Raw genomic sequence first — 21,524 nt, forward strand, 5'->3', positions numbered from 1 at the left:
GACTGCAGGAGCGGAGAAATGCTTGTCGAGCAACAGAAGACCATCAATCAATGCGAAGAACGCATGAATCGTCGAACGATCGGGCCCTTCACGCCCACGAGACCCCGGGCGGGAGGGGGCGGCGCTGAAGGCGGAACTCCTCAAGCGTCTCCAGGAACCGCTGCGTCACGACCGGGAGCGTTCGACGGGCGCGCAGCGCGATGTCCAGGCGCCGGTCCACGACGGGGTCCACCAGAGGACGGCAGACGATGCGTCCGGCGCCCATCAGCGGGAGCACGAGGGCGGGCATCGCCGACACCCCGAGGCCGGCGGTCACCAGTCCGCCCACGGTCGCGATACTGCCCGCCTCGGCCGCCGGTGCCGCGTGCGCGTCGATCTGGGCGAACGCCGCGTCGGTGAGCCGGCGCACGCTCGAGTCGCGCCCGACGGCCAGGAACGGCTGACGAGCCAGGTCGTCCCAGGCGACTTCGTGGCGGTCGGCGAGCGGGTGGCCTTCCGGCAGCACCGCGACGAAGCGGTCCCTGACCAGGGGGCGGTGCTCCAACTGCTCGGGCGGGTCCCCGACGGTGGTGATCGCGAAATCGGCGTCACCGGACAGGACCCGGTCCAGTACCAGCCGCTCCAGCCCGTCGAGGAGGCGTACCGCCACCTGCGGGCGCCGCTCACGGAAGTCGGAGATCACCTGCGGCAGGAGCACCGCGGCGACCGAGGGCAGGGTGGCCACGGCGACCGTTCCCGACTCGCCGAGCAGGAAGCGCCTGAGTTCCTTCATGCCCGCACGGTGGGCGGTGACGATCTGCTCGGCGATCCGCAGGGCCTCGACGCCCGCCGCGGTCAACTGCACATTGCGGGTGTCCCGTTCGAGGAGTTGGACGCCGAGCTGCCGTTCCAGGTCCGCGACGGCGCGGCTGAGCGAGGACTGGGACACGTGCATCTCCGCGGCAGCCGCGGTGAAGCTCGCGGCCCGGGCGACGGCCGTGTACGCCGTCAGTTGTCGCAGGGTGGTGGCCTCCATGGCCGACGAGCATAGGGCGCGACCGCGTGCATTGATGCGCTTATCGCATGGACAGATCTCCGTTTGATGCTGGACACCGATCCGGTGGTGCTCCGAAACTCTCGCGTAACACCTCGGCTCGCCCTCGCCCGACTCCGCCCACCGCCGCCGAGGGCCGTTCCCGAGAAAGCGAGCGCCGCCATGCTGGCAGCCCTGGGCTTCGCCACGATCGCCGTCCTCCTGCTGGTCACCATGACCAAACGCGCCTCGGTGCTGGTCGCTCTGATCCTGCTGCCGGTACTGGCGGCGCTCATCGGCGGTTTCGCGAGCGATCTGGGCGAGTTGACTCTCGGCGGGCTGTCCAAGGTGGCCCCCACCGGCATCATGATCGCCTTCGCGGTCCTGTACTTCAGCCTGATGGTGGACGCCGGGCTCTTCGACCCCCTGATCCGAGCTCTGTTGCGCGCGGCGCAGGGAGACCCGTTGCGGATCACCGTCGCCACGGCCGTCCTCACGTTGTGCGTGGCCCTGGACGGCGACGGCGCCTCGACCTTCCTCATCACCGTCTCCGCGCTGTTGCCGGTCTACAAGAGGCTCGGTATGAACCCCTTGGTGCTGTCCGGAGTGGTCTGCTTGGGCGCGGGCGTGATGAACATGGTCCCTTGGGGTGGGCCGACCGTACGGGCCATGGCGGCGCTGAAGCTGGACAGTTCCGACGTCTTCAACCCCGTGCTGCCCGCGATGGGCTTCGGCGTCGCCTGGGTGCTGGTGGCCTCGTACCTGCTCGGCCGCCGGGAGCGCAACCGTCTCGGCACGCTGCCCCCGCCGGGTCCGGCCACGGACGTGCGCCAGGGTGAGGACGAGCGGGACGCCCGTGAACCCGTCGCCTCGACGGCTGCCGCGGCAGCCGAACCGAGCCGGCAGGCCACTGCCACGACGGCCGACGGGCAGGAGCCGCAGGCCATCCGGTCCCCCGGGGACGGGCCAGGCGCCGTCCGGGTCCCGCCGCTGCCGCGGACCTGGCTGAACATCTTCAATCTCCTGCTCACCATCACCCTCGTGGTCTGCCTGATCCAGGAAGTGCTGCCGCTTCCGGTGCTGTTCGTCCTCGGGTTCGCGATCGCGGTGCTGGTCAACCATCCGACCTGGGAGCAGCAGCAGGCGCTGCTCGACCAGCACGCCAAGAGCGTGGTCCTGGTCACCACGATGATTTTCGCGGCCGGCGTCCTCACCGGGATCCTCAGCGGCACCAAGATGATCGACGAGATGGCCGAGGCGTTCGTCTCCGTCGTCCCCGACTCGTTCGGGTCGCACCTGCCCGTCGCGGTGGCCGTCACCGGCATGCCGCTGAGTCTGGTCTTCACCCCGGACGCCTACTACTTCGGGGTACTGCCCGTGCTCGCCGAGACCGCGAACGGTTTCGGCACGGACCCGGCCGAGGTCGCCCGGGCCGCCATTCTCGGCCAGATGACCACGGGGTTCCCGCTGAGTCCGCTCACCGCGTCCACGTTCATCCTGGTCGGCATGAGCGGTGTGTCGCTCGGCGAACACCAGCGCTTCATCTTCCGCTGGGCCTTCGCCACCACGCTCGTCATGACCGCCGGCGCCCTGGTGACCGGCGCCTTCCCCCTGTGACCGGAGCCACGTACAGAGGCACCTGACCCGGATGCCCCCACCGACTGAGACGAGGACCCATGAGACGGATCACCAGACGCACGGTGCTCGCAGCCACCGCGGGTGCGGTCACGGCGCCGACCGTGAGCACGGCGGCCGCGGCGGCCGCCGACCACTCGACAGCGCCGTCCGAGGGACGACAAGCGGCCCCCGGACTCGATCCGGTCCTGCGGACGGACCTCCTCACGCAGGTGACGCCGAGGAACAACTGGCTGGTGACAGCGGTCGCCCTCCGGTACGCGCAGCGCGTCGACTTACGCGGTGGGGTGATCCTGCCTTCCGCCTTCGAGGTGAAGGCCACCGTGGGCGGGCAGACAGCGGCTCGCACGGTGACCCGGGTCTACTCCAACACCGCCGCCGAAGTGGACGACCGCCCTCACCCCGGACGACCGGGGGAGTACCTGATCGTCGAACTCGACCCGAACGACTCCAACGCGCGGGCCGCCGGCACCGATCCCCTGCCGCTCGACCGTGCGTACTCCGTCAGACAGGTGGCTGACATACGTACCCCGGGAGGCGAAACGGTGCTCAGGGCCGGTCCGTTCGCGAACCGGAACGACGACGTCATCACTCCCGTGGTCGACGACTTCACCGCCGGTTCCTTCACCGACTCCGCGGGTTTCGAACTGGACTTCCGGCTGTACCAGCCTGCGGGCTTCCTTCGGAATCCTGGGACGCGCACGCGGTACCCGCTCGTCATCACCCTGCACGGCGGTGGCGAGGTCGCGGACAACAACATGACCCAGCTCACTTCCAACCGGGTCGCGGTCACGTTCGCGAAACCGGAACGACAGCGCCGCGACCCCGCGTTCGTCCTCTCTCCGCAGATCCCCCTGCCCCGTCCCATGGACGGACCCGACGGCACGGACTGGACCGACGCCAAGGTCCAGGCCGCTCTGATCGAACTCATCGACACCTTCGTGAGCGCGCACTCGCGAGTGGTGGACAGGGACCGGCTCTATCTCGTCGGACTGTCCTCGGGCGGTCGCGGTATCTACAGCCTGCTGTCGAAGCGGCCCGACGCGTTCGCGGCCGCCCTGCCCACAGCCGGCTGGGGCGACCCGGCGGTCATGGAAAAGATCACGCACATCCCGATCTGGGCCGACCACTCCGTCGACGACCCGGTCGTCCCCTACCGGGAGGGGCGGTTCGGCAAGCCCGGCACCTGGACCCTGATGAACGCCCTGGAGACCGCCGGCGCACGGGTCAGCCGGGGGGAGTGGGCCAACGATCTGCCGAAGGCCCAGTTCGAGGCCAGGTCACGGGCTCTCCTGCGGGAGGCCAGGGCCACGCGCAGCCATGTGCTGTTCACGAGCTACACGGCCGGAACGACACCGCTGAACCCACACCTCGCATGGGCCCAGACGTACGAGAACGACGTGGTCATCGACTGGCTTTTCGAACAATCCCGATAGCCGGCCCCTCGCTGTGCGGTCGCCGCGCTCCCACCCGCCCTCCCGTGATGCGCCGTGGGGACCTGATCCGCTCCGCTGTCAGGTGGTGGGGAGGGCCTGTTCGGCCCAGATCGTTTTGCCGGTGTGCGTCTGGCGGGTCCCCCAGCCCTGGGTGAGCTGGGCGACCAGGAGCAGGCCGCGACCGCCTTCGTCGTAGGTGCGGGCGCGGCGCAGGTGGGGGGCGGTGTTGCTGGCGTCGGAGACCTCGCAGATGAGGTTGCGGTCGCGGATGAGCCGGAGCTGGATGGGGGCGCCGCCGTAGCGGATGGCGTTGGTGACGAGTTCGCTGACGACCAGTTCGGTGACGAAGGCGGCTTCCTCCAGGCCCCAGGTTGCCAGCTGCCGGCAGGTGTTCTTACGGGCCTCGGCGACCGCTGAGGGATCGTGCGGCACGTCCCAGGTGGCGACATGGGCGGCGTCCAGGGCGCGGGTGCGGGCTATCAGCAGCGCCACGTCGTCGGCGGGGCGGTCCGGGAGCAGCGTCCGGACCACGGTGTCGCAGGTGCTCTCCAAGGACGAGGCCGGCCGTGCCAGCACCTCGCGCAGCGCGTCGAGGCCTGTGTCGATGTCGTGTCCACGGTCCTCGACGAGACCGTCGGTGTACAGCGCGAGGAGGCTGCCTTCGGGCAGTTCGATCTCGGTGGCTTCGAAGGGCAGGCCGCCCAGCCCCAGCGGCGGGCCCGCGGGGACGTCGGGGAATTCCACGGCGCCGTCCGGAGTCGCCACCGCGGGTACGGGGTGGCCCGCGCGAGCCAGGGTGCAGCGCCTGGAGACCGGGTCGTAGACGGCGTACAGGCAGGTCGCGCCGATGTCGCCGTTGGTGCCGGCTGCGCTGTCGGCCTCGGCGGACAGGTGGATGACCAGGTCGTCCAGGTGGGTCAGCAGCTCGTCGGGCGGGAGGTCGACATCGGCCAGGGTGCGCACGGCGGTGCGCAGCCGTCCCATGGTGGCCGAGGCCTGGATGCCGTGGCCGACGACGTCGCCGACGACGAGCGCCACCCGGGCGCCGGACAACGGGATCACGTCGAACCAGTCGCCGCCGACGCCGGCCTGCGTGCTGGCGGGCAGGTAACGGGAAGCGACGTCGACGGCGGCCTGAGGGGGCAGCCGCTGTGGCAGGAGACTGCTCTGGAGGGTCAGGGAGGTGCGGCGCTCGCGGGTGTAGCGGCGGGCGTTGTCGATGCAGACGGCGGCCCTGGCGGTGATCTCCTCGCCCAGGAGCAGGTCGTCCTGCTCGAAGGGTTCCGGGCGCCGGTGGCGGGAGAAGGTGGCCACGCCGAGAGTGATGCCGCGGGCGCGCATCGGCACGCCCAGCACCGAGTGGAAGCCGTAGCGTCGCATCCGTTCGGCCCGGTCCGGCGTCTGACTCGCCACCCGGTCCATCGAGGAAGTGGTCACGTTCTCGATCAGCGGCCGGCCGGTGGTCAGGCACCTGGCCGCAGTCGAATCGTCCGGGTACGCGGCCACCGTTCCGCGCTCCACCACGACCTCGGGGGAGCCCTCCAGGACGGACTGGTAGGCGACACGGCGCAGCATGACGGGGCTGGGCGGTGAACCGGCGCGCGGGTCGTCGCCGCCTTCGATGGCGGGGAGCAGGTCGACGGTGACGAAGTCCGCGAGCTGGGGGATGGCCACGTCGGCGAGTTCCTGAGCGGTCCGGGCGAGGTCCAGAGTGCTGCCGATGCGGATGCTGGCTTCGTTGAGCAGCGCCAGGCGTCCCCGGGCCAGGTGCTCCTCGGTCATGTCGTGTGCGGAGAGGAGCACCCCCCGTACCGTTCCCCCGGCGTCCCGCACCGGGGTGAGCGAGGTCGTCCAGATGCTCTCGCGTTCGTGGCCCGCCAAGTGCAGGATCTGCTGCAGATGCTGCTGTTCGCCGGTCTCCAGCGCCCGCCGCATGCACTGTTCCGTCCGGTCGCCCTCCGGGTCGACCACGATCTCCGACACGCGCAACCCCTGCATCGCCGCTTCGGGCAGGCCGATCACCCGTTCCATGTCCGCGTTCGCGCGCCTCAGCCGGAGGCCGGTGTCGTAGAGCGCCGTCGTGGACGGGGACCGCGTGAACGCCCACTTCACCAGTGCGTCGTTCTGGAGAGGCGACGACGGCCGGGCCAGCGGGGAGACCAGGAGCCACTCGCCGCCCCCCTTGACCTCGCCGTCGGGCTCCCGGCGGTGGGCCAGCAGGTTCACCGCGAGGCGATGGCCGTCCCGGTGCAGGAGAGTCGCCGTTCCGTTCCACCGCGGCAGCGTGTGCAGAGAACGCAGCGTCTCGGCGGGCGGCGCTCCGGCGAGCAGCGTCGCCGCGGGCCTGCCGACGACCTCGGCGGACCGGTATCCGAGCAGCCGCCGTGCTCCCTCACTCCACCCGGTCACGATGCCGTCCGGATCCATGGTGGCTCTGGCTGTGGCCGACTCGTCGATGAGGTCGTCCGGCCGGCGCGACGACCGGTCGTCGTCGGCGGCCTCCGAACCCGTCATCACGTTCATCCGCCCTCACCTTGGTCTTTCCACCGTGCGTCCCGCCCCGGCCAGGAGCAACCGGGAGAGTGGTGAGACATATATGCTTTATAAGGGTATAGGCGCAAAAAAGATATAAATAAATGGGTGACGGAGGGGCGTGCCATGACTGCCACCGGCGAAGGAACGTGGCCGGACGCGACCGAATGGACCGGGAAGATCTACAGCGGCGGCTGGCGGCAGTCCGAGGGCGGGGTTCAGTCGGTGAACGAACCCGCCACGGGAGAGCGGCTGGCGGAGGTGGGCGTGGCGGCGCCCGCGGATGTCGCCCGGGCCGGGTCCCTGGCCGCCCGGGCTCAGCGGGCCTGGGCCGGAACGACACCCCAGGAGCGCGCCGAGGTCCTGCTCCGTGCCGCCCGGGTACTGCGCGAGAACAGCGGGGCGATCCGTGAGTGGATCGTCCGGGAGTCCGGAGGCGTCCCGGCGAAGGGCGACTACGAGATCGCGGCCGGACTCAGCCAGCTGAGTCAGGCCGCCGGGCTCGCCTCGCTGCCTCGCGGCGAGATCCTGAACCCGCCGACACCCGGCCAGGCCAGTTGCGCATGGCGGGTACCGCTGGGCGTGGTCGGCGTCATCAACCCCTGGAACGCCCCCCTGCTGTTCGCCATACGGGCCCTCGCACCCGCCCTTGCGCTGGGCAACGCCGTCCTGCTCAAGCCCGATCCCCACACACCGGTGTCCGGCGGCGTCGTCGTGGCGCGGCTGTTCGAGGATGCCGGACTGCCCGACGGGCTGCTCCACGTCCTGCCCGGAGGGCGCGGCACCGGTGAGGCGGTCGTGGCCGACCCTCACGTCAATATGGTCATGTTCACCGGCTCCACCGAGGCAGGACGGGCGGTCGCCCGGGCCGCGGGCGACGGGCTCAAGCGGGTGGCTCTGGAACTGGGCGGCAAGAACTCGATCGTCGTGCTCGACGACGCGGACGTGGACGCCGCCGCGGCAGCCGGGGCGATGAGCTCCTTCGGCTACCAGGGGCAGGCCTGCGTCGCCGCCGGACGCCATCTGGTGCACGCCGACCTCGTGGAGCCGTACACCGAGGCATTGATCGGACAGGCCAAGGCCTTGCGCGTCGGCGACCCCCGAGAGGAGGGCGTGGCGCTCGGTCCCGTGATCAGCGAGCGCCAGGCCGCGAGGATCGAGCGCATCGTGGACGAGAGCGTGGCCGCCGGGGCGCGGGTGCTGGCCGGCGGGCGCCGCGACGGGCTGTTCTACCCGCCCACCGTCCTGGACCACGTCGAGCGGACCATGCCCGCCTTCACCGAGGAGGTCTTCGGGCCCGTCGCCCCCGTCGTCGCGTTCCGTACCGACACGGAGGCCGTCGAGATCGCCAACGACACCGAATACGGCCTGACGGCGGCTGTGCACTCCCGTTCGGTGCCGCGGGCGGCGGCCATCGCCGAGCAGTTGCGTACCGGCATGGTGCACCTCAACGACGTCTCCGCCAAGGACGCCGCGAACGCTCCCTTCGGCGGGATGGGAGCATCGGGCAATGGCTCCCGCATCGGCGGCACCGCCAACCTGGAGCAGTTCACCCAGTGGCGCTGGATGACGGTGACCGAATCGGTCTGACGCCCACGGTGCCCACCGCGTCCGCGCCGCAGTTCGGCCAGGTGCGGTCCGGGTCATGTCGGTCGTACGAGTCCGGTGCGATGTCATCAGTCACTGTCGACGTTGGTGCCGTCGATCTGGCGGTAGGCGGTGGAGGCTCCCTACCGGCCCTGGCCAGACGGCCGACGCGTCGTCGCGGCCCGGGTCGGGCAGGCGGACCGGGCGGACGGGGAGCGTGCGGGTACGTCCTTCCGTCACCGCTGTCCAGGGGGCGGGGTGACCCGAGTAGCACAGGCCGGTCAGGGCGAAGACGCCGTCGGCGTAGACCTCGACGTACTCACCGATGGTGAGGATGCGCAGGGTGGCGGCGGGCTCGGTCAGGTCGGACTCGCCGAGCCGGCTGCCCTCGGGGCCGGTGACCCAGAGGTTCTTGCCGTCGCACCCGACGGCCAGGGCGGGCCGGCCGTCGTCTCCGGTCCGCAGGGTGATCTCGATCCGCCCGGAGACGTCCACGTCGCCGACCGCGTGCAGCGCCGGCTCCTCCGTCTCCTCGCCGAGCCAGCCGTCCAGGCCCGGCCACCACTCCAGGCGAGGCGCCGAATCCTCCGGTACCACAAGGGACTTGGGCTGGGCGAGCATCCCCCGGCAGCGCTCGCCGGAGTCGGTGAGGCCGACTCGGCGCGGGGTGGTGTGCAGCACGACGGGTGAGCCGTCGGGAGCGGCGATGACGCGCGGGGCGTAGGCGCCCGTTGGGCCGAGTGGGCCGCGGCGGGTCCAGGGGCCGCGTAGCCGGGGCGCCGTCCACGCCTCGAAGCCGCGCGTTGCGCCGATCGAGCCGATCAGCAACCAGCTGCCGTCGTCGAGGCGTTCCAGGACCGGGCACTCCAACTCGTCCACGTCGCCCGGTGAGATGAGCGGGGGCTGCACGGTCCAGTGCTCCAGGTCGTCCGAAGTCGCCCACGCCACACAGCCGCTGACCTCGACCGGCAGCGAGGCGTCGGCGGCGCAGACCACCATGACCCAGCCGTCCGACTCGTCGTCACGCACGACGAACGGGTCGCGCCAGCCCATGCGTTCGCCGGTGCGGTACCACCGCCCGTCCGCCTCGACGACCGGCCCGGTGCCGTGGCGCCGCCAGCCGGTGCCGTCCGTGCGGTCCGCGTACGCCAGCCCGACCGACTGCAGCGGCCAGCCGTCGGGGGTGAGACCGGAAACGCCCGTGTAGAACATCGCCATACCGGTGCCATGGCGGAAGGGGTGCATGGTCCACACCGCCTGCTGGTCGAAGCGGCCGGGCAGGCCGTTGCCGAAGGCGGTGCCCTCCGGCTTCCAGCGGACCAGATCGGTGGACGTGGCCCGGCCGTACGACGTCTCCATCCTCAGGTGGTCGAACTCGGCCGTCCACGGGCCCTGCAGGTGCAGCACGGCGTAGGTGCCGTCGTCGTCGCGGAGCAGGGCGAAGTCGTTCACGCAGAGGCCGGGCGGGGCGTATCGCATGCACAGTTCCTGTCGGCTCGCAGCGCGCAAACGCGTGCGCTGACCAGTGATCCAGAAGGTCTCGCTTGAGAATCGGCCCCAGTAAAACTGAACGCAAACGCTTGTGCAACAAGAGGGCCGGGTTTACGGTCGCGTCACCCCCAGATCACACCGACGTGAAACCGACGGGAGAAATGCGCTGTGACCGTCAGCATCACCGATGTCGCCCGCGCCGCCGGAGTATCGGCGTCCACGGTGTCCCGCGCCCTGCGCGGCCGGCAGGGCGTGTCCGACGAGGTGCGCGCCCGGATCACGGCCGTCGCCGCGCAACTCGGCTATACGGCGTCCCAGTCGGCGTCCAGCCTGGCGAGCGGGCGCACCTTCACCATCGGCGTCGTGGTCCCGTACGTGGGCCGCTGGTTCTTCGGCACGGTGCTGGACGCCGCCGAGCACGTGTTCAGCGCCGCCGGTTACGACGTCCTGCTGTACAACCTGGGCTCACCGGAGACACGCAAGCGTTTCTTCACCAGGATGCCGGTCCGCAAGCGGGTGGACGCGCTGTTGTCGCTGCTCATTCCCGACGAAGAGGAGTCGGCCGCACTGCGTTCCCTGGGAGTGCCGCTGGCCGGCACGGTCGGCGGCCCCAGGCCCGGCTTCACCGTGGTCGGCATCGACGACCGGGCCGGCACGGAGAGCGCCGTACGGCATCTGGTGAACCTCGGCCACCGCCGGATCGGCATGATCAGCGGGTCGAGCGGGCCGCAGCACTGGACCACGCCCATCGCGCGACGCCAGGCGTACCTGGACGTGCTGGCCGAGGCCGGGATCGAGCACGATCCGGCCCTGGAGGCGGACGGCGACTACACCGTCGAGGGCGGCGAGCGGGCCATGACCGAACTGCTGGCCGCCTCCCGGCCGCCGACGGCGGTGTTCGCCCAGTCCGACGAGATGGCGATGGGCGCGCTGCGCGCCCTGCGGCGGCACCGGCTGAAGGTGCCGGACGACGTGTCCGTCGTCGGCTTCGACGATCACGAACTCGCCGACGTGATCGGACTGACCACCGTCGCCCAGCCGGTGGCCGGCCAGGGCGCCGAGGCCGCCCGGCTGCTGCTGCGCCAGCTCGACGAGCCGGGCACCGAGGCACCCGGGCACGTGCAGATGCCCATCCGTCTCGTCCTGCGCGAGACGACCGCCCCGCCGCGCCCGCGCGGACCTCAGTGACCCCGCCGAGCCCGCGCCGACCCCAGTGACCCCTCCCGGCCGTCAGGCCCGAGGCCCCACGCCCCACGCCGGAAAGCACCAGCGCACTTCGAAACCCTCGCACCGCACGGAGGCACATCCATGAGCTCGACCAGCAGAAGGTACCGCCGCACGGCCTGTACGAGCCTGGCCCTCGTCCTGCCCCTCGTCGCCCTGGCCGCCTGCGGCGGCGGCAGCGGTGGCACCTCCGCCGACGCGGGCAGCGGCACGGGCACGATCAGTGTCTGGGCCCACCAGGGCCAGAAGAGCGAGGACACCGCCCTGCAGAACGCGGTGAAGTCCTTCAACTCCTCGCAGAGCAAGATCAAGGTCGAGCTGAAGCTCATACCCGGCAACGACTACACCAAGACCATCACCGCCACCGACGCCTCCCAGCTGCCGGACGTGATGGAGTTCGACGGACCGACCATGGCGAACTTCGTCTACAACAAGAAGCTCGCCGCGATCGACTCGTACGTCTCCGCCAAGACCCTGGGCAACGCCACCGACGCGAGCAAGGCGCAGGGCGAGATCGACGGCAAGCACTACGGCCTGGGCATGTACGACTCCGGGCTCGGCGTCTACGGCAACAAGAAGCTGCTGGACGCGGCCGGGGTGAAGTACCCGACGGGCCTGTCCGACGACTGGACGGCCGCTCAGTTCACGGCCGCGCTCAAGGCGCTCAAGGCCAAGGACTCCGACGGCAAGGTCGTCGACCTCCAGGAGAACAACGGCCTGGCCACCGAGTGGGGCACGTACGGCTTCTCCCCGATCGTCTGGTCGGCCGGCGGCTCCCTGCTCAAGGACGGCAAGGCGGAGGGCGCCCTGGACACCCCGGCCGTGGTCTCGGCCATGAAGACCTTCCAGTCCTGGAAGGCCTCCACCGACCCCAACACGGACGGCAACGCCTTCGCCAAGGGCCGCGTCGCTCTCAGCTGGGTCGGCCACTGGATGTACCCCGCCTACAGCAAGGCCCTCGGCAGCGACCTCGTCGTCCTTCCCCTGCCCGACTTCGGCAACGGCCCCAAGGCGGGCCAGGGTTCGTGGGCCTGGGGCATCGGCGCCAACACCCAGAACGCCAAGGCGGCCGGCGCCTTCCTCGACTACCTCATGAACGACACCAACGTCACCGCCATGACGACGGCCAACGGCGCCCCGCCCGCGACGAAGACCGCGCTCGCCGCCAGCACCCTCTACAAGAAGGGCGGCCCGCTCCAGCTCTTCGCCGACCAGCTCGCCAAGCCCTGCGGCGACAGCGCCATCACCACGTCCTGCGTCGCCGTGACCCGCCCGGTGACGGCCGGATATCCCACGGTCACCGCCAAGTTCAGCGACGCCCTGAACTCGATCTACGGCGGCGCCGACCCGAAGAGCGCGCTGGCCAAGGCGGCCCGCGCCATCGACCAGGACTTCTCCGACAACGCCGGATACAAGATCCCGTAGGACCGTGTCGGCCGCGGCGGGTACGCGCAGACGCTGCCCGCCGCGCCGGGAACAGGACCCACCCGTGAAGACAGTGGAACCAGTGGACCCCTTGGACCCCGCGCCCGCCGCGGTCCCCGACCGGGAGCACAGCCCGCCCATGACCGCCGTGAACACCGCCCGGCCGATACGTTCCGGGCCCGAGAAGAGGCCCAGGAATCGCGACTGGTTGCACGGACTGCTGATGTCCGCCCCCGCCGTCGCCGGGCTCGTCGCCTTCGTCGGCATCCCGTTCGGCTACGCCGTCGTCCTCTCCTTCTACAACGTGCGCCTCGGCTCGCCCCTGGCCCCCTCGTTCTTCGGCGTGGAGCAGTACCGGCGGCTGTTCACCGACCCGGACCTGTCGGGCCCCTTCCTGCGGGCCCTGCTGAACAACCTGACGTTCGCCGTCGTCGTCGTACCGCTCCAGACGGGCCTGGCGCTGGCGCTGGCGATCCTGCTCAACCGCAAGCTCAAGGCCATCGGTTTCTTCCGCTCCCTCTTCTTCATGCCGGTCGTCTTCCCCATGACGCTGGTCGCCGTGATCTGGCGGCTCATCCTCGCCCGCAGCGACCAGGGCCTGCTCAACTCCGCGCTGCACGCGGTGAGTTTCGGCAACTGGGGCGCCTTCGACTGGCTCGGCGACTCCGCCACCGCCATGGCCTCGGTGATCGTGCTGTCGGTATGGCAGGGCGTCGGCTTCCAGATGGTCATCCTGCTGGCCGGCCTCCAGCAGATCCCCGGCGAGCTCTACGAGGCCGCAGATCTCGACCGGGCCACGCCCTGGCAGCAGTTCCGGCATGTCACGCTGCCCGGCATCCGCGGCACGCTCGTCTTCGTCGCCATGCTGACCTCGGTGCTGTCCTTCCGGGTCTTCGACCAGGTGTACGTCCTCATCCACGGCGGCGGTCTCGACGAGGACGCCACGCGGACGGTCATGTACCAGGCCGTCAGCACCGCCTTCGACCAGAACAACATCGGTCAGGCGTCCGCGATCACCGTCGTCTTCTTCCTGATCGTCGTCGCCCTGACCCTCATCCAGCGCCGCGTCGTCCGGCCCGACAACGAGGACTGACCCCACCATGGCCACGACCCGCGCGCCCCTGCGCCGCTTCGCCGACTACGCCGTCCTCAGTGTCCTGGCGTTCCTCTTCGTGCTGCCCGTCCTGTATCTGCTCCTCGGCAGTCTCAAGCCCTCCGACGACGTACTGAACGGCCTGAGCGGCTTCCTCCCCACTCACCTGTCCTTCGACAACTACGCGCACGTCCTCGACGCCCTGAACTCCGACAGCACCGGCTACTTCTGGCGCTTCATGGGCATCTCGCTGCTCGTCGCGTTCGTGGTCGTGACCGGTGGCCTGTTCGTCAACTCGATGGCCGCGTACGGAATGTCACGGCTGAAGTGGCGGGGCAGGGAGGCAGTCTTCACGCTCGTCCTGCTGCTGATGCTGGTCCCGTTCGAGTCGGTGGCCGTGCCGCTGTTCTACATGTTCAACGAGCAGCGCAACACGATCTACATCCAGGCGATCCCGTTCGTGGCCAACGCCTTCTCGGTCTACCAGTTCCACACGTTCTTCCGCTCGATCCCGCCGAGCATCGAGGAGGCGGCCCGGCTGGACGGCGCGGGTCCGTGGCGCACCTTCTTCGCGATCGTCGTCCCGATGAGCAAACCGGTCTTCGCCTCCGTCGCGATCCTGACCTTCCTCACCCAGTGGGGCTCCTTCCTGTGGCCGGTCCTGATGGTCTCCGACCCCTCCGTCCGGCCCCTCCCTCTGGAGATGAGCGTCTTCCAGGGCCAACAGCCCCCGGACTGGGGCCAGATACTCGCCTTCGGCGTCCTTCTCGTCCTGCCCGTCCTGATCGTCTTCGCGTTCTTCCAACGCTGGTTCGTCCAGGGCGTGGCCAGCTCCGCGGTCAAGGGCTGAGCGAAGGCCGACCGGGCCTCCGCCGACGGCGCCACCGCACGGGTGGTGTTCGAGGCGCCCAGCGGTCCTCGGCTTCGCCGGCCCGCGGATCATGAAGGGCACGCTGCACACCCGCCGTATGAAGGCGCTGGAGCGCGGCGAGGGCGAGGTGATGGGCGTGCGCTTGGCGAGGAGGTTCGTCACCCGCAACCCCATCAAGGTGCTCGCGGTCTCGGTGGCCGGCCTGGCCGTGCTGGCCATCCCCGCGATGTCCCTGAAGATGGCCCTGAACGACGACTCCGGAAAGCCCCCCGGCACCACCCAGCGCATCGCCTACGACACCCTCGGCAAGGGCTTCGGGCCGGGCTTCAACGGACCGCTCACCGTGGGCGTCGACGCCCGGGACAGCGACCATCCCAAGGCGGCCGCCCAGGACGCGTACACCATGCTGAGCAAGCTGGACGATGTCGCGGCCGTCCGTCCTCCCTCCTTCAACCAGGCCGGCGACGTGGCCCTGCCAGCCGCATCCTGACCGCGCTGGAGGTCACCAACCGGGTTCAGGCCGCACTCGTGGCCCGCGACGCCGGCCTCACCACCTGACCGCAACGGCACGCGGGCCCGTCACCGGTGCCGTGCCGCGCCCAGCTCGTCGTGGGAGTTACTCGCACTCCTCCCGCGGAAGAGCGCGGCTGCTGAGCGCGTCGGTGATGGCGTGGGCGGTGCGGACGAAGGACTCCGCCTGCTGTTCCGACAGGTCCCGTGCGGAGGTCTCCTCCAGGGCCTGCCACATGGCCGCGATGGGCTCCCGCATGGCACGCCCCTTGTCGGTGAGGTGGACGACCATGACGCGCCGGTCGTGTGCGGCCGGCTCACGCACGAGGAGGCCGGCGTCCTGCATGCGGCGCAGGGACTTGGAGACCGTGGAGTGGTCGAGCCCGACGCTTTCGAGCAGCTCGGACTGGGTCTGGCCGTCCCGGTCGAGGAGCTGCATCAGCAGCAGTTCCTGTCCGGGATGCAGGTCCATCTCGCGGAGCATGGCGGCGGCGCGGGCGCGGTGAGCGCGCGCGAGCTGGAAGATCGCGTAGCTCATCGGCCCCTCGCCGGCCGTCGTGGGAGTGCGTGGTGTCGGGGCGGCCATGGTGCGGTTCCTCAAGCGGTGTGGATGGGGTAGTCGGTGTAGCCGGCCACTCCGCCGCCGTAGAAGGTCGACGGGTCGGGGGTGTTCAGCGGCGCGTCAGAGCGTAGCCGCTCGACGAGGTCCGGGTTGGCGAGCGCGAGGGAGCCGACGGAGACGAGGTCGGCCGTGCCGTGGTCGATGTCCTTGGCGCGGGTGGGCAGGTCGGTGCCGGCCCGGTTGAGGATCAGCGTGGTCGGCCACAGCGCGCGCAGGGTGCCCAGCAGATCTTCGTCGCCCGCGTGCAGCACGTGGAGGTAGGCGAGGCCGAGCGGGCTGAGCGCACGCAGGAGCGCCGGATACAGCTCGGCGGTGTCGGACTCGGCGATGTCGTTGTAGGGGTTGCCGGGGGAGATGCGCAGGCCGGTGCGGTCGGCGCCGATCTCCTCGGCCACGGCGGTGGCGACCTCGACGGCGAAGCGGATGCGGTTGTCGAGGGAACCGCCGTACTGGTCGGTGCGCTGGTTGGTGTTGTCGGCGAGGAACTGGTGCACGAGGTAGCCGTTGGCGCCGTGGATCTCGACGCCGTCGGCGCCTGCCGCGACGGCGGCCGCCGCGGCGCGCCGGAAGTCGTCGACGGTCGCCACGACCTCCTGCGTCGACAGCGCGCGGGGCGTCGGCATCTCCTGGGGCCCGGACGCCGTGAACATCGCGCCCTGCGGCTGGACCGCCGAAGGGGCGACCGGTCGGCGGCCGTGGGGAGTGTTGTCGGGGTGGGCGATGCGTCCGGTGTGCATCAGCTGGATGACGATCCGGCCGTCGGCCGCGTGCACGGCGTCGGTGACCTTGCGCCACCCGGCGATCTGGTCGTCATTGTGGATGCCGGGGGTGAGGAGGTAGCCCTGGCCGTCGGCGTTGGGCTGGGTTCCCTCGGTGATGATGAGCGCGTGCGAGGCCCGCTGGGCGTAGTACTCGGCGTTCAGTTCGGTCGGTACGCCTTCGGGGGTGGAGCGGTCACGGGTCATGGGGGCCATGACCAGGCGGTGCGGGAGGGAGATGTCGCCGACGGTGGTCGGTGTCCACAGGGCGTTCAGCATGAGCGGTCCTTCGGTGCGGTGATGATCGGAACAAGAGGGGAAGGCGGGCGTGATCAGTCGAGGGTGAGGACGAGCTTGCCCCGGCCATGCCCGGCGTCGCTGACCTGCTGGGCCGTGGCGGCCTGGGCGAGCGGGTAGGCGGTGACGGTGGTGACGACCTTGCCGGTCGCGGCGTCCTGGGCCAGGGCGGCCAGGCGGGCGGCCGAGCGCTCCTGGCCACCGCTGGAGAAGGTGATGCCGAGTTGGTGCGCGCGGAAGTCGGCGATGGTGACGATGCGCTCGGTGCCGCCGCGCAGGGCGATGGAGTCCTCCAGGGCCCCCTTCCCGGCCAGGTCGAACACCGCGTCCACACCGTCGGGGGCGAGCGCCCGGACCCGATCGACGAGACCCTCGCCGTAGACGGTCGCGGTGGCGCCGAGCGAGGTGAGGTAGTCCTGGTTCGCGGGGCCGGCGGTGGCGATGACACGCGCTCCGCGGGCCGTGGCGAGCTGGACCGCCAGGGTGCCGACCGCTCCGGCCGCGCCGTGCATCAGTACGGTCTCCCCGGCGGCGACGCCGAGCAGGTCCAGGACCCGCTCGGCCGTCTCGCCCGCCACCGGCAACGCGACCGCGTGCTGCCAGTCGAGGCCGGCGGGCTTGGGCGCCACGGTGGTGGCCAGCGCGTACTGGGCGTACGAGCCGGTGTCCGACCAGCCCAGCACCTCGTCGCCCACCCGCACGTCCTGCACGCCCTCCCCCAGGGCGTCCACCACGCCGGCGAGCTCGGCACCGGGGACGGCGGGGAGCGGCGTGGGGAACGCGGCCTGCATTGCCCCGGAGCGGATCTTGCCGTCGAGCGCGTTCAGCCCGGCCGCCCTGACGCGGACGCGGATCTGCCCGGGGCCGGGCTGCGGGACCTCGATGTCCGCCTCGCGCAGCACGTCCGTGCCTCCGAAACGGTCGAACAGGATGGCTTTCATGACGACTCCTCTCGTGCCGCCACCCATTTAGGTGGCTGGACACATAACCAAGGTAACAGCAAACATGTGGCTAGCCAATCATTTGCTGTCATGGTGGCGGAGAGAGGTGGTCGGCGACGGTCGGGCCGGGGTGGGACGTGGCGGCGAGCCACCCCGGCCGGGCCTCATCGGATGTGCTTGGCCGGCTTGGTGGCGGCGTTGAGCAGGTACTCCAGGGGTCCGCGGCGGAAGAAGCGGGACCAGGTAGCGGCGAACACGATCGCCCCGAGGACGAACAGGAGCAGCGTCGTCCAGGACTCCTCGTCGGGGGTCGCGCCGAACCACGGCAGCCAGCCCTGTATGACGAAGTGGCCGACGTAGGCCGTCAGGGACATGGTCCCCACGGCGATGACCGGCTTGGCCAGGCGGCGCAGTCGCGGCAGGCGGTCCATCGCCACCGTCGCGCCCACGATCACGAGGATCGCGACTCCCACGCTGCCGATGATGTCGAACGTGGTGCCGCTGTGCGGCCCGGCCGTCAGGAGCGACGATACCTGGGGCTCGAACGACCCGCTGTCGAGGGGCATCGACCCGGAGCCGGCGGACGCCGGCCCGTCTTCCGCCGTGCTCCTCAACGCGTCCTTGCCGGCCAGCAGCAGGGACATGCCGTACGCGGTCACCGTGAGGGCGGCGCCGAGCGCGGCCAGGCGCCACTGGACGGCGGTCTGGGACAGGTCGAGGCGGGCCAGCGCCATACCGGCGATCACGAACGCAATCCACGTGATCGTCGGGTAGAAGCCGGTGAACAGCAGATCGAGTACGCCCACCTCGCTGAGCCGGTGGAGCGGGTCGTAGGTGTTGATGCTCTGCCGGACCGACTCGGTCAGCAGCGAATTCAGGGCGAACGCCAGCTGTGGTGTGACGAGGGCGAGGGAGAGGGCGACGATCGCGAGTGTCCTGGCGCGCAGGCGCACCAGGGGCAGGGCCAGCAGGAAGTAGACCCCGTAGAAGCCGAGGATGATCACTCCGCCGTATTCCATCGCCATCGCGGTGCCCAGCGCCAGCAGGACCACGGCGCGGATCGCGATCCTGGCCCTCGCCTGACGGCCGGCCAGGCCGGTCTTCGGCTCCCGGCGGCCGGCGATCAGCATCACCGAGAACCCGGCGAGGGTGGCGAACAGGACCGACGAGTGACCGTCCGCCATGTACCGGACCCAGCTGGCGACGCCGTCCGTGGCCGACAGCGGGGGGCCGATGTGCACGACGTACATGCCGAACACCGCCAGCGTGCGGGCCAGGTCCACGCCGACGAGGCGTCCCATCGAAGGACCCGGTGAGGCCGGCCCGGCGGACTCGGGTGAAGTACGGGACTGCGGAGGCGAGTTGTCCTGCGGAGCCGATGTCTCCTGCGGGGGCTGCATCTTCATACGGAGAATCTCGCGTGGCCGTCGGGGGGAGGACCATCCGGCAGTCTTCGGTAGGGGCCCCGCCGGTCGGCGGGGGTGGACCCGACGGTCGCCGGATGGGCGCGGGCCGGCCGGGCCTCCAGGCTGGAGGCATGACACACCGAGCGGGACACAAGGAGCCCCTGGAGCGTGAGGCCCTCTCTCGCAGGGGCGAGTTTCTGGAATTCCTCGGGCTTACGGCCGCGGCGGGTGCCTTCGCCCTGTTCGTCGTCCGTCCCGACGTCTCCGCGGAGGTGGTGCACTACCTCGCCACGCGGACCGCCGGTTTCGCCCCCTGAGCCAGAAGGCAAGGAAGACGGCCAAGGCCCTGTACGCACATGTCCGGCCACACCGGTGGGCCGTCGCCCTCGGGTTGCTGTGCGCCCTGGTCGGGCCACCGGGGGACTGGTCCAGCCGCTGGCCACGAGGGCCCTGGTGGACCGGTCGGACACCGCGGTTCCAGGCTGTCGGGCGGCGAGCGGCAGCGCATCGCCGTCGCCCGCGCACTGCTGCGCAAGCCCCGGCTGCCGCTTCTGGACGAAGCGACCTCACCACTCGACGCCGCCAACGAGCCGGCACTCCGGGACGTCATGGTGGACGTGGCCCGCGAGACCACCGGGTGAACCAGGACCGGCTGTACACGCAGCCGGCCGCCACCCGGCTCCTGGCCCCCGTGCGGTGACCCACCACCCGCTGTTCGGTCAGTCCGCACCGAGGGGAATCCGCAGCCGCACCCGGTAACCGCCCTCCGCCGTCGGGCCCGCCTCCAGGGTGCCGTGCAGGATGTCGGCCCGTTCCCGCAGGCCGACCAGGCCATGCCGCGAACCGGGCAGGGGCAGGGAGGGACGCGTGGGCGCGGTGTTGACGACGGTCACTCCGACGTCGTCGCCGTCCTGCCACAGTTCGACGCGGGCCGTGGCGCCGGGGGCGTGCTTGCGGACGTTCGTCAACGCCTCCTGGACCGTGCGGTAGACGGCCCGCTGGGCGGGTGTGCCCACGGCGGGCGGAAGCTCCCCCGACAACTTCGCGTGAGTGCCGCTCGACTCCACCAGTTTGCGCAGATCGGCCAGTGTGGGCTGCGGCGTCAGCTCGGTGGCACGGCCGCCCGAGGCGCGCAACAGTGTGACCATGGTGCGCAGTTCGTCGAGGGTGGTGACGCTCAGCGAACGGATGGTGCGGGCGGCCTCCTCGGCGTCCGCGTCCCTGGCGGCGACCTGAAGGGCCCCGGCCCGGACGGCGATCAGGCCGACCTGGTGGGACACCACGTCGTGCATCTCGCGGGCCAGCTGGGCGCGTTCGCGGGCGAGGACGGCCTGGGCGTGCAGCGCCCGCTCGTGCTCCCGGGCCTCCTCGATCTCGGCCAGCCGCCGCGCCAGGTCCCGTCGCGCCTGGAGGAGCTGGCCGAAGAGGACGGGGGCCGCGGCGGTCGCCAGGCTGTACACGAAGATGACCAGCGTCATGGTCCGGCCGACGTCGGCCAGGGGCCACGGAGTACTGCCCGCGACGGCGGACAGGGCGACGCACACCGCGAGAAGACGGCGGTCGCGGGACCGTTCGGCCAGCGTGAAGAGCGAGACGAGCACGGCGACGGCCACATCCTGCATCAGCGCGATGGGCAGGGTGAGCACGAAGACGCCGAGCGGAAACCGGCGCCGGAAGACCAACGCCGAGCAGCCGAGCGCCGCCAGCGCGACGCCGACCCGCGTGTGGTCCCACATGTTGAGCCATACGTCCACGGCCGCGACCGCCGCCAGGACGACGTCCACGACCGGCGCGGGAACCCGCTGCCACGGTGCGGGGGCGCGTCTCATCGCCCGGCCCGCGGCTGCGGGCGCTCGCCGAGCAGCCCGGCCCGTTGCGCGAGCAGCGCGGCCTGCACCCGGCTGGTCACCCGCAGCTTGGTGAGGATGGCGCTCACATGGTCCTTGACCGTGCCGGCCCCCAGATGGATGCGCGCCCCGATGTCGGCGTTCGACAGCCCCTCCGCCACCAGGACGAGGACGTCACGCTCGCGGGCGGTGAGAAGCCGGACGCGGGCCGCGTCCGCGTCGACGGCCGACGAGGTACCGGGGTGGCTGTGCAGCAGTGTCCGCGAGGCCTTGGGGGAGAGCACCACACCGCCCGCGGCCAGGGTGCGCACCAGGTGGGCGAGCTGCTCCGGTTCGGTGTCCTTGAGCAGGAAACCGGCCGCGCCGGAGTGCAGCGCGGTCAGGATGTACTCGTCGGCGTCGAACGTCGTCAGCATCGCCACCACCGCAGCGTCAGGCATCGTCCGCAGCTCGCGCAGGACGGTGAGCCCGTCGACGTCCGGCATCCGGATGTCCAGCAGCACCACGTCGGGCCGCTCCCGGCGGACGGTCTCGACGGCGTCGCCACCGCTCGCGGTCGCGACGACCTCGATGTCCTCCGAGGCACCCAGGATGAGCCCGAACCCGGACCGGACCAGCGCCTCGTCGTCCACCACGACTACCCGGATCACGTGCGCTCCGCCTCACCTTCGTCCATGTCGTCCACCCCCTGCCGAATCGACCTTAAAGCCCCCGCGAAGCCCCGACGGCCCGGTGAGCGGCAGCTCCAGCCACCCGGCGGGGTACCACCCTCCGGTCGGCAGGGGCGTCGCGGCCTTCTGCCGGATACTCCACGACCGGCCCGGTCTCCAGCCTGAG

The 21,524-nt window shown here is 71.0% G+C and carries 18 protein-coding genes and 2 pseudogenes; 11 read left to right on the top strand and 9 right to left on the bottom strand.

What is annotated here, in order from left to right; all coding sequences use genetic code 11:
* Positions 1 to 88 precede the first annotated feature (88 nt).
* Positions 89 to 1,015, bottom strand: a complete 927-nt coding sequence (locus OG841_RS31705; RefSeq protein WP_328638260.1) for a LysR family transcriptional regulator — start codon at positions 1,013 to 1,015, stop codon at positions 89 to 91.
* Positions 1,016 to 1,195: 180 nt separating this feature from the next.
* Here OG841_RS31705 and OG841_RS31710 point away from each other — a divergent pair, with 180 nt between their 5' ends.
* Positions 1,196 to 2,629, top strand: a complete 1,434-nt coding sequence (locus OG841_RS31710) for a CitMHS family transporter (RefSeq protein ID WP_371567475.1) — start codon at positions 1,196 to 1,198, stop codon at positions 2,627 to 2,629.
* A 59-nt stretch (positions 2,630 to 2,688) separates the two neighbouring features.
* Positions 2,689 to 4,083: a prolyl oligopeptidase family serine peptidase gene (locus OG841_RS31715; RefSeq protein ID WP_365117536.1), complete on the top strand. Its 1,395-nt coding sequence runs from the start codon at positions 2,689 to 2,691 to the stop codon at positions 4,081 to 4,083.
* 78 nt (positions 4,084 to 4,161) lie between these two features.
* On the opposite strand, the gene OG841_RS31720 is transcribed toward OG841_RS31715, so the two are convergent.
* Positions 4,162 to 6,606 carry a SpoIIE family protein phosphatase gene (locus OG841_RS31720; RefSeq protein ID WP_365117533.1) on the bottom strand — a complete coding sequence of 815 codons (2,445 nt, stop codon included), beginning with the start codon at positions 6,604 to 6,606 and terminating at the stop codon, positions 4,162 to 4,164.
* Positions 6,607 to 6,741: 135 nt separating this feature from the next.
* Between OG841_RS31720 and OG841_RS31725 the strand changes: the two genes are divergently transcribed.
* Positions 6,742 to 8,205, top strand: a complete 1,464-nt coding sequence (locus tag OG841_RS31725) for a benzaldehyde dehydrogenase (protein WP_328638256.1) — start codon at positions 6,742 to 6,744, stop codon at positions 8,203 to 8,205.
* A gap of 90 nt (positions 8,206 to 8,295) precedes the next feature.
* Here OG841_RS31725 and OG841_RS31730 read toward each other — a convergent pair whose 3' ends face one another.
* Positions 8,296 to 9,681, bottom strand: a complete 1,386-nt coding sequence (locus OG841_RS31730; protein ID WP_371567478.1) for a mucin-1 — start codon at positions 9,679 to 9,681, stop codon at positions 8,296 to 8,298.
* 180 nt (positions 9,682 to 9,861) lie between these two features.
* On the opposite strand from OG841_RS31730, the gene OG841_RS31735 reads away from it, so the two are divergent.
* From OG841_RS31735 to OG841_RS31760, 6 genes and pseudogenes are all read left to right on the top strand, one after another.
* A complete protein-coding gene (locus OG841_RS31735; RefSeq protein ID WP_328638254.1) occupies positions 9,862 to 10,881 on the top strand; it encodes a LacI family DNA-binding transcriptional regulator in 1,020 nt (339 codons plus the stop codon).
* Between the two features lie 120 nt (positions 10,882 to 11,001).
* Positions 11,002 to 12,342: an ABC transporter substrate-binding protein gene (locus OG841_RS31740; protein ID WP_371567480.1), complete on the top strand. Its 1,341-nt coding sequence runs from the start codon at positions 11,002 to 11,004 to the stop codon at positions 12,340 to 12,342.
* Positions 12,343 to 12,481: 139 nt separating this feature from the next.
* Positions 12,482 to 13,435: a carbohydrate ABC transporter permease gene (locus tag OG841_RS31745; RefSeq protein WP_328643524.1), complete on the top strand. Its 954-nt coding sequence runs from the start codon at positions 12,482 to 12,484 to the stop codon at positions 13,433 to 13,435.
* A 7-nt stretch (positions 13,436 to 13,442) separates the two neighbouring features.
* Positions 13,443 to 14,285 carry a carbohydrate ABC transporter permease gene (locus OG841_RS31750; RefSeq protein ID WP_328638252.1) on the top strand — a complete coding sequence of 281 codons (843 nt, stop codon included), beginning with the start codon at positions 13,443 to 13,445 and terminating at the stop codon, positions 14,283 to 14,285.
* 91 nt (positions 14,286 to 14,376) lie between these two features.
* A complete protein-coding gene (locus OG841_RS31755; protein WP_371567483.1) occupies positions 14,377 to 14,796 on the top strand; it encodes a hypothetical protein in 420 nt (139 codons plus the stop codon).
* Positions 14,784 to 14,864 (top strand): annotated as a pseudogene (locus OG841_RS31760) (DNA-binding response regulator); the annotation flags it as partial. The gene OG841_RS31755 and the pseudogene OG841_RS31760, both read left to right, overlap by 13 nt.
* A gap of 58 nt (positions 14,865 to 14,922) precedes the next feature.
* Here OG841_RS31760 and OG841_RS31765 read toward each other — a convergent pair.
* The 4 genes from OG841_RS31765 to OG841_RS31780 form a co-directional block, all read right to left on the bottom strand.
* Complete coding sequence (locus OG841_RS31765; protein ID WP_328638250.1) at positions 14,923 to 15,402, bottom strand: MarR family winged helix-turn-helix transcriptional regulator; 480 nt, start codon at positions 15,400 to 15,402, stop codon at positions 14,923 to 14,925.
* Positions 15,403 to 15,413: 11 nt separating this feature from the next.
* A complete protein-coding gene (locus OG841_RS31770; protein ID WP_328638249.1) occupies positions 15,414 to 16,475 on the bottom strand; it encodes an alkene reductase in 1,062 nt (353 codons plus the stop codon).
* Positions 16,476 to 16,528: 53 nt separating this feature from the next.
* Complete coding sequence (locus tag OG841_RS31775; RefSeq protein ID WP_328638248.1) at positions 16,529 to 17,434, bottom strand: NADP-dependent oxidoreductase; 906 nt, start codon at positions 17,432 to 17,434, stop codon at positions 16,529 to 16,531.
* A gap of 164 nt (positions 17,435 to 17,598) precedes the next feature.
* Positions 17,599 to 18,735 (bottom strand): DUF418 domain-containing protein, encoded by a 1,137-nt coding sequence (locus OG841_RS31780; protein WP_371570884.1) that lies wholly within the window; start codon positions 18,733 to 18,735, stop codon positions 17,599 to 17,601.
* 236 nt (positions 18,736 to 18,971) lie between these two features.
* Between OG841_RS31780 and OG841_RS31785 the strand changes: the two genes are divergently transcribed.
* Both OG841_RS31785 and OG841_RS31790 read left to right on the top strand, forming a co-directional pair.
* Positions 18,972 to 19,157, top strand: coding sequence for a hypothetical protein (locus OG841_RS31785; RefSeq protein WP_328638247.1), 186 nt, complete (start codon positions 18,972 to 18,974; stop codon positions 19,155 to 19,157).
* A gap of 141 nt (positions 19,158 to 19,298) precedes the next feature.
* Positions 19,299 to 19,475 (top strand): annotated as a pseudogene (locus tag OG841_RS31790) (ATP-binding cassette domain-containing protein); the annotation flags it as partial.
* 84 nt (positions 19,476 to 19,559) lie between these two features.
* On the opposite strand, the gene OG841_RS31795 reads toward OG841_RS31790, so the two are convergent.
* Together OG841_RS31795 and OG841_RS31800 are read right to left on the bottom strand one after the other, a co-directional pair.
* Complete coding sequence (locus OG841_RS31795; RefSeq protein WP_371567486.1) at positions 19,560 to 20,669, bottom strand: sensor histidine kinase; 1,110 nt, start codon at positions 20,667 to 20,669, stop codon at positions 19,560 to 19,562.
* Positions 20,666 to 21,337: a response regulator gene (locus OG841_RS31800; RefSeq protein WP_371567488.1), complete on the bottom strand. Its 672-nt coding sequence runs from the start codon at positions 21,335 to 21,337 to the stop codon at positions 20,666 to 20,668. Before OG841_RS31800 ends, OG841_RS31795 begins: the two co-directional genes overlap by 4 nt.
* Positions 21,338 to 21,524 lie beyond the last annotated feature (187 nt).

It is taken from the genome of Streptomyces canus (assembly GCF_041435015.1).
Lineage (GTDB): Bacteria > Actinomycetota > Actinomycetes > Streptomycetales > Streptomycetaceae > Streptomyces > Streptomyces canus_G.

What these genes read in the sequence shown, in the direction of transcription:
- OG841_RS31705 (WP_328638260.1), bottom strand. Translation starts at nt 1,015, where the DNA reads ATGGAGGCCACCACCCTGCGACAACTGACGGCGTACACGGCCGTCGCC.
- OG841_RS31710 (WP_371567475.1), top strand. Translation starts at nt 1,196, where the DNA reads ATGCTGGCAGCCCTGGGCTTCGCCACGATCGCCGTCCTCCTGCTGGTC.
- OG841_RS31715 (WP_365117536.1), top strand. Translation starts at nt 2,689, where the DNA reads ATGAGACGGATCACCAGACGCACGGTGCTCGCAGCCACCGCGGGTGCG.
- OG841_RS31720 (WP_365117533.1), bottom strand. Translation starts at nt 6,606, where the DNA reads ATGAACGTGATGACGGGTTCGGAGGCCGCCGACGACGACCGGTCGTCG.
- OG841_RS31725 (WP_328638256.1), top strand. Translation starts at nt 6,742, where the DNA reads ATGACTGCCACCGGCGAAGGAACGTGGCCGGACGCGACCGAATGGACC.
- OG841_RS31730 (WP_371567478.1), bottom strand. Translation starts at nt 9,681, where the DNA reads ATGCGATACGCCCCGCCCGGCCTCTGCGTGAACGACTTCGCCCTGCTC.
- OG841_RS31740 (WP_371567480.1), top strand. Translation starts at nt 11,002, where the DNA reads ATGAGCTCGACCAGCAGAAGGTACCGCCGCACGGCCTGTACGAGCCTG.
- OG841_RS31745 (WP_328643524.1), top strand. Translation starts at nt 12,482, where the DNA reads ATGACCGCCGTGAACACCGCCCGGCCGATACGTTCCGGGCCCGAGAAG.
- OG841_RS31750 (WP_328638252.1), top strand. Translation starts at nt 13,443, where the DNA reads ATGGCCACGACCCGCGCGCCCCTGCGCCGCTTCGCCGACTACGCCGTC.
- OG841_RS31755 (WP_371567483.1), top strand. Translation starts at nt 14,377, where the DNA reads ATGAAGGGCACGCTGCACACCCGCCGTATGAAGGCGCTGGAGCGCGGC.
- OG841_RS31765 (WP_328638250.1), bottom strand. Translation starts at nt 15,402, where the DNA reads ATGGCCGCCCCGACACCACGCACTCCCACGACGGCCGGCGAGGGGCCG.
- OG841_RS31770 (WP_328638249.1), bottom strand. Translation starts at nt 16,475, where the DNA reads ATGCTGAACGCCCTGTGGACACCGACCACCGTCGGCGACATCTCCCTC.
- OG841_RS31775 (WP_328638248.1), bottom strand. Translation starts at nt 17,434, where the DNA reads ATGAAAGCCATCCTGTTCGACCGTTTCGGAGGCACGGACGTGCTGCGC.
- OG841_RS31780 (WP_371570884.1), bottom strand. Translation starts at nt 18,735, where the DNA reads ATGGGACGCCTCGTCGGCGTGGACCTGGCCCGCACGCTGGCGGTGTTC.
- OG841_RS31785 (WP_328638247.1), top strand. Translation starts at nt 18,972, where the DNA reads ATGACACACCGAGCGGGACACAAGGAGCCCCTGGAGCGTGAGGCCCTC.
- OG841_RS31795 (WP_371567486.1), bottom strand. Translation starts at nt 20,669, where the DNA reads ATGAGACGCGCCCCCGCACCGTGGCAGCGGGTTCCCGCGCCGGTCGTG.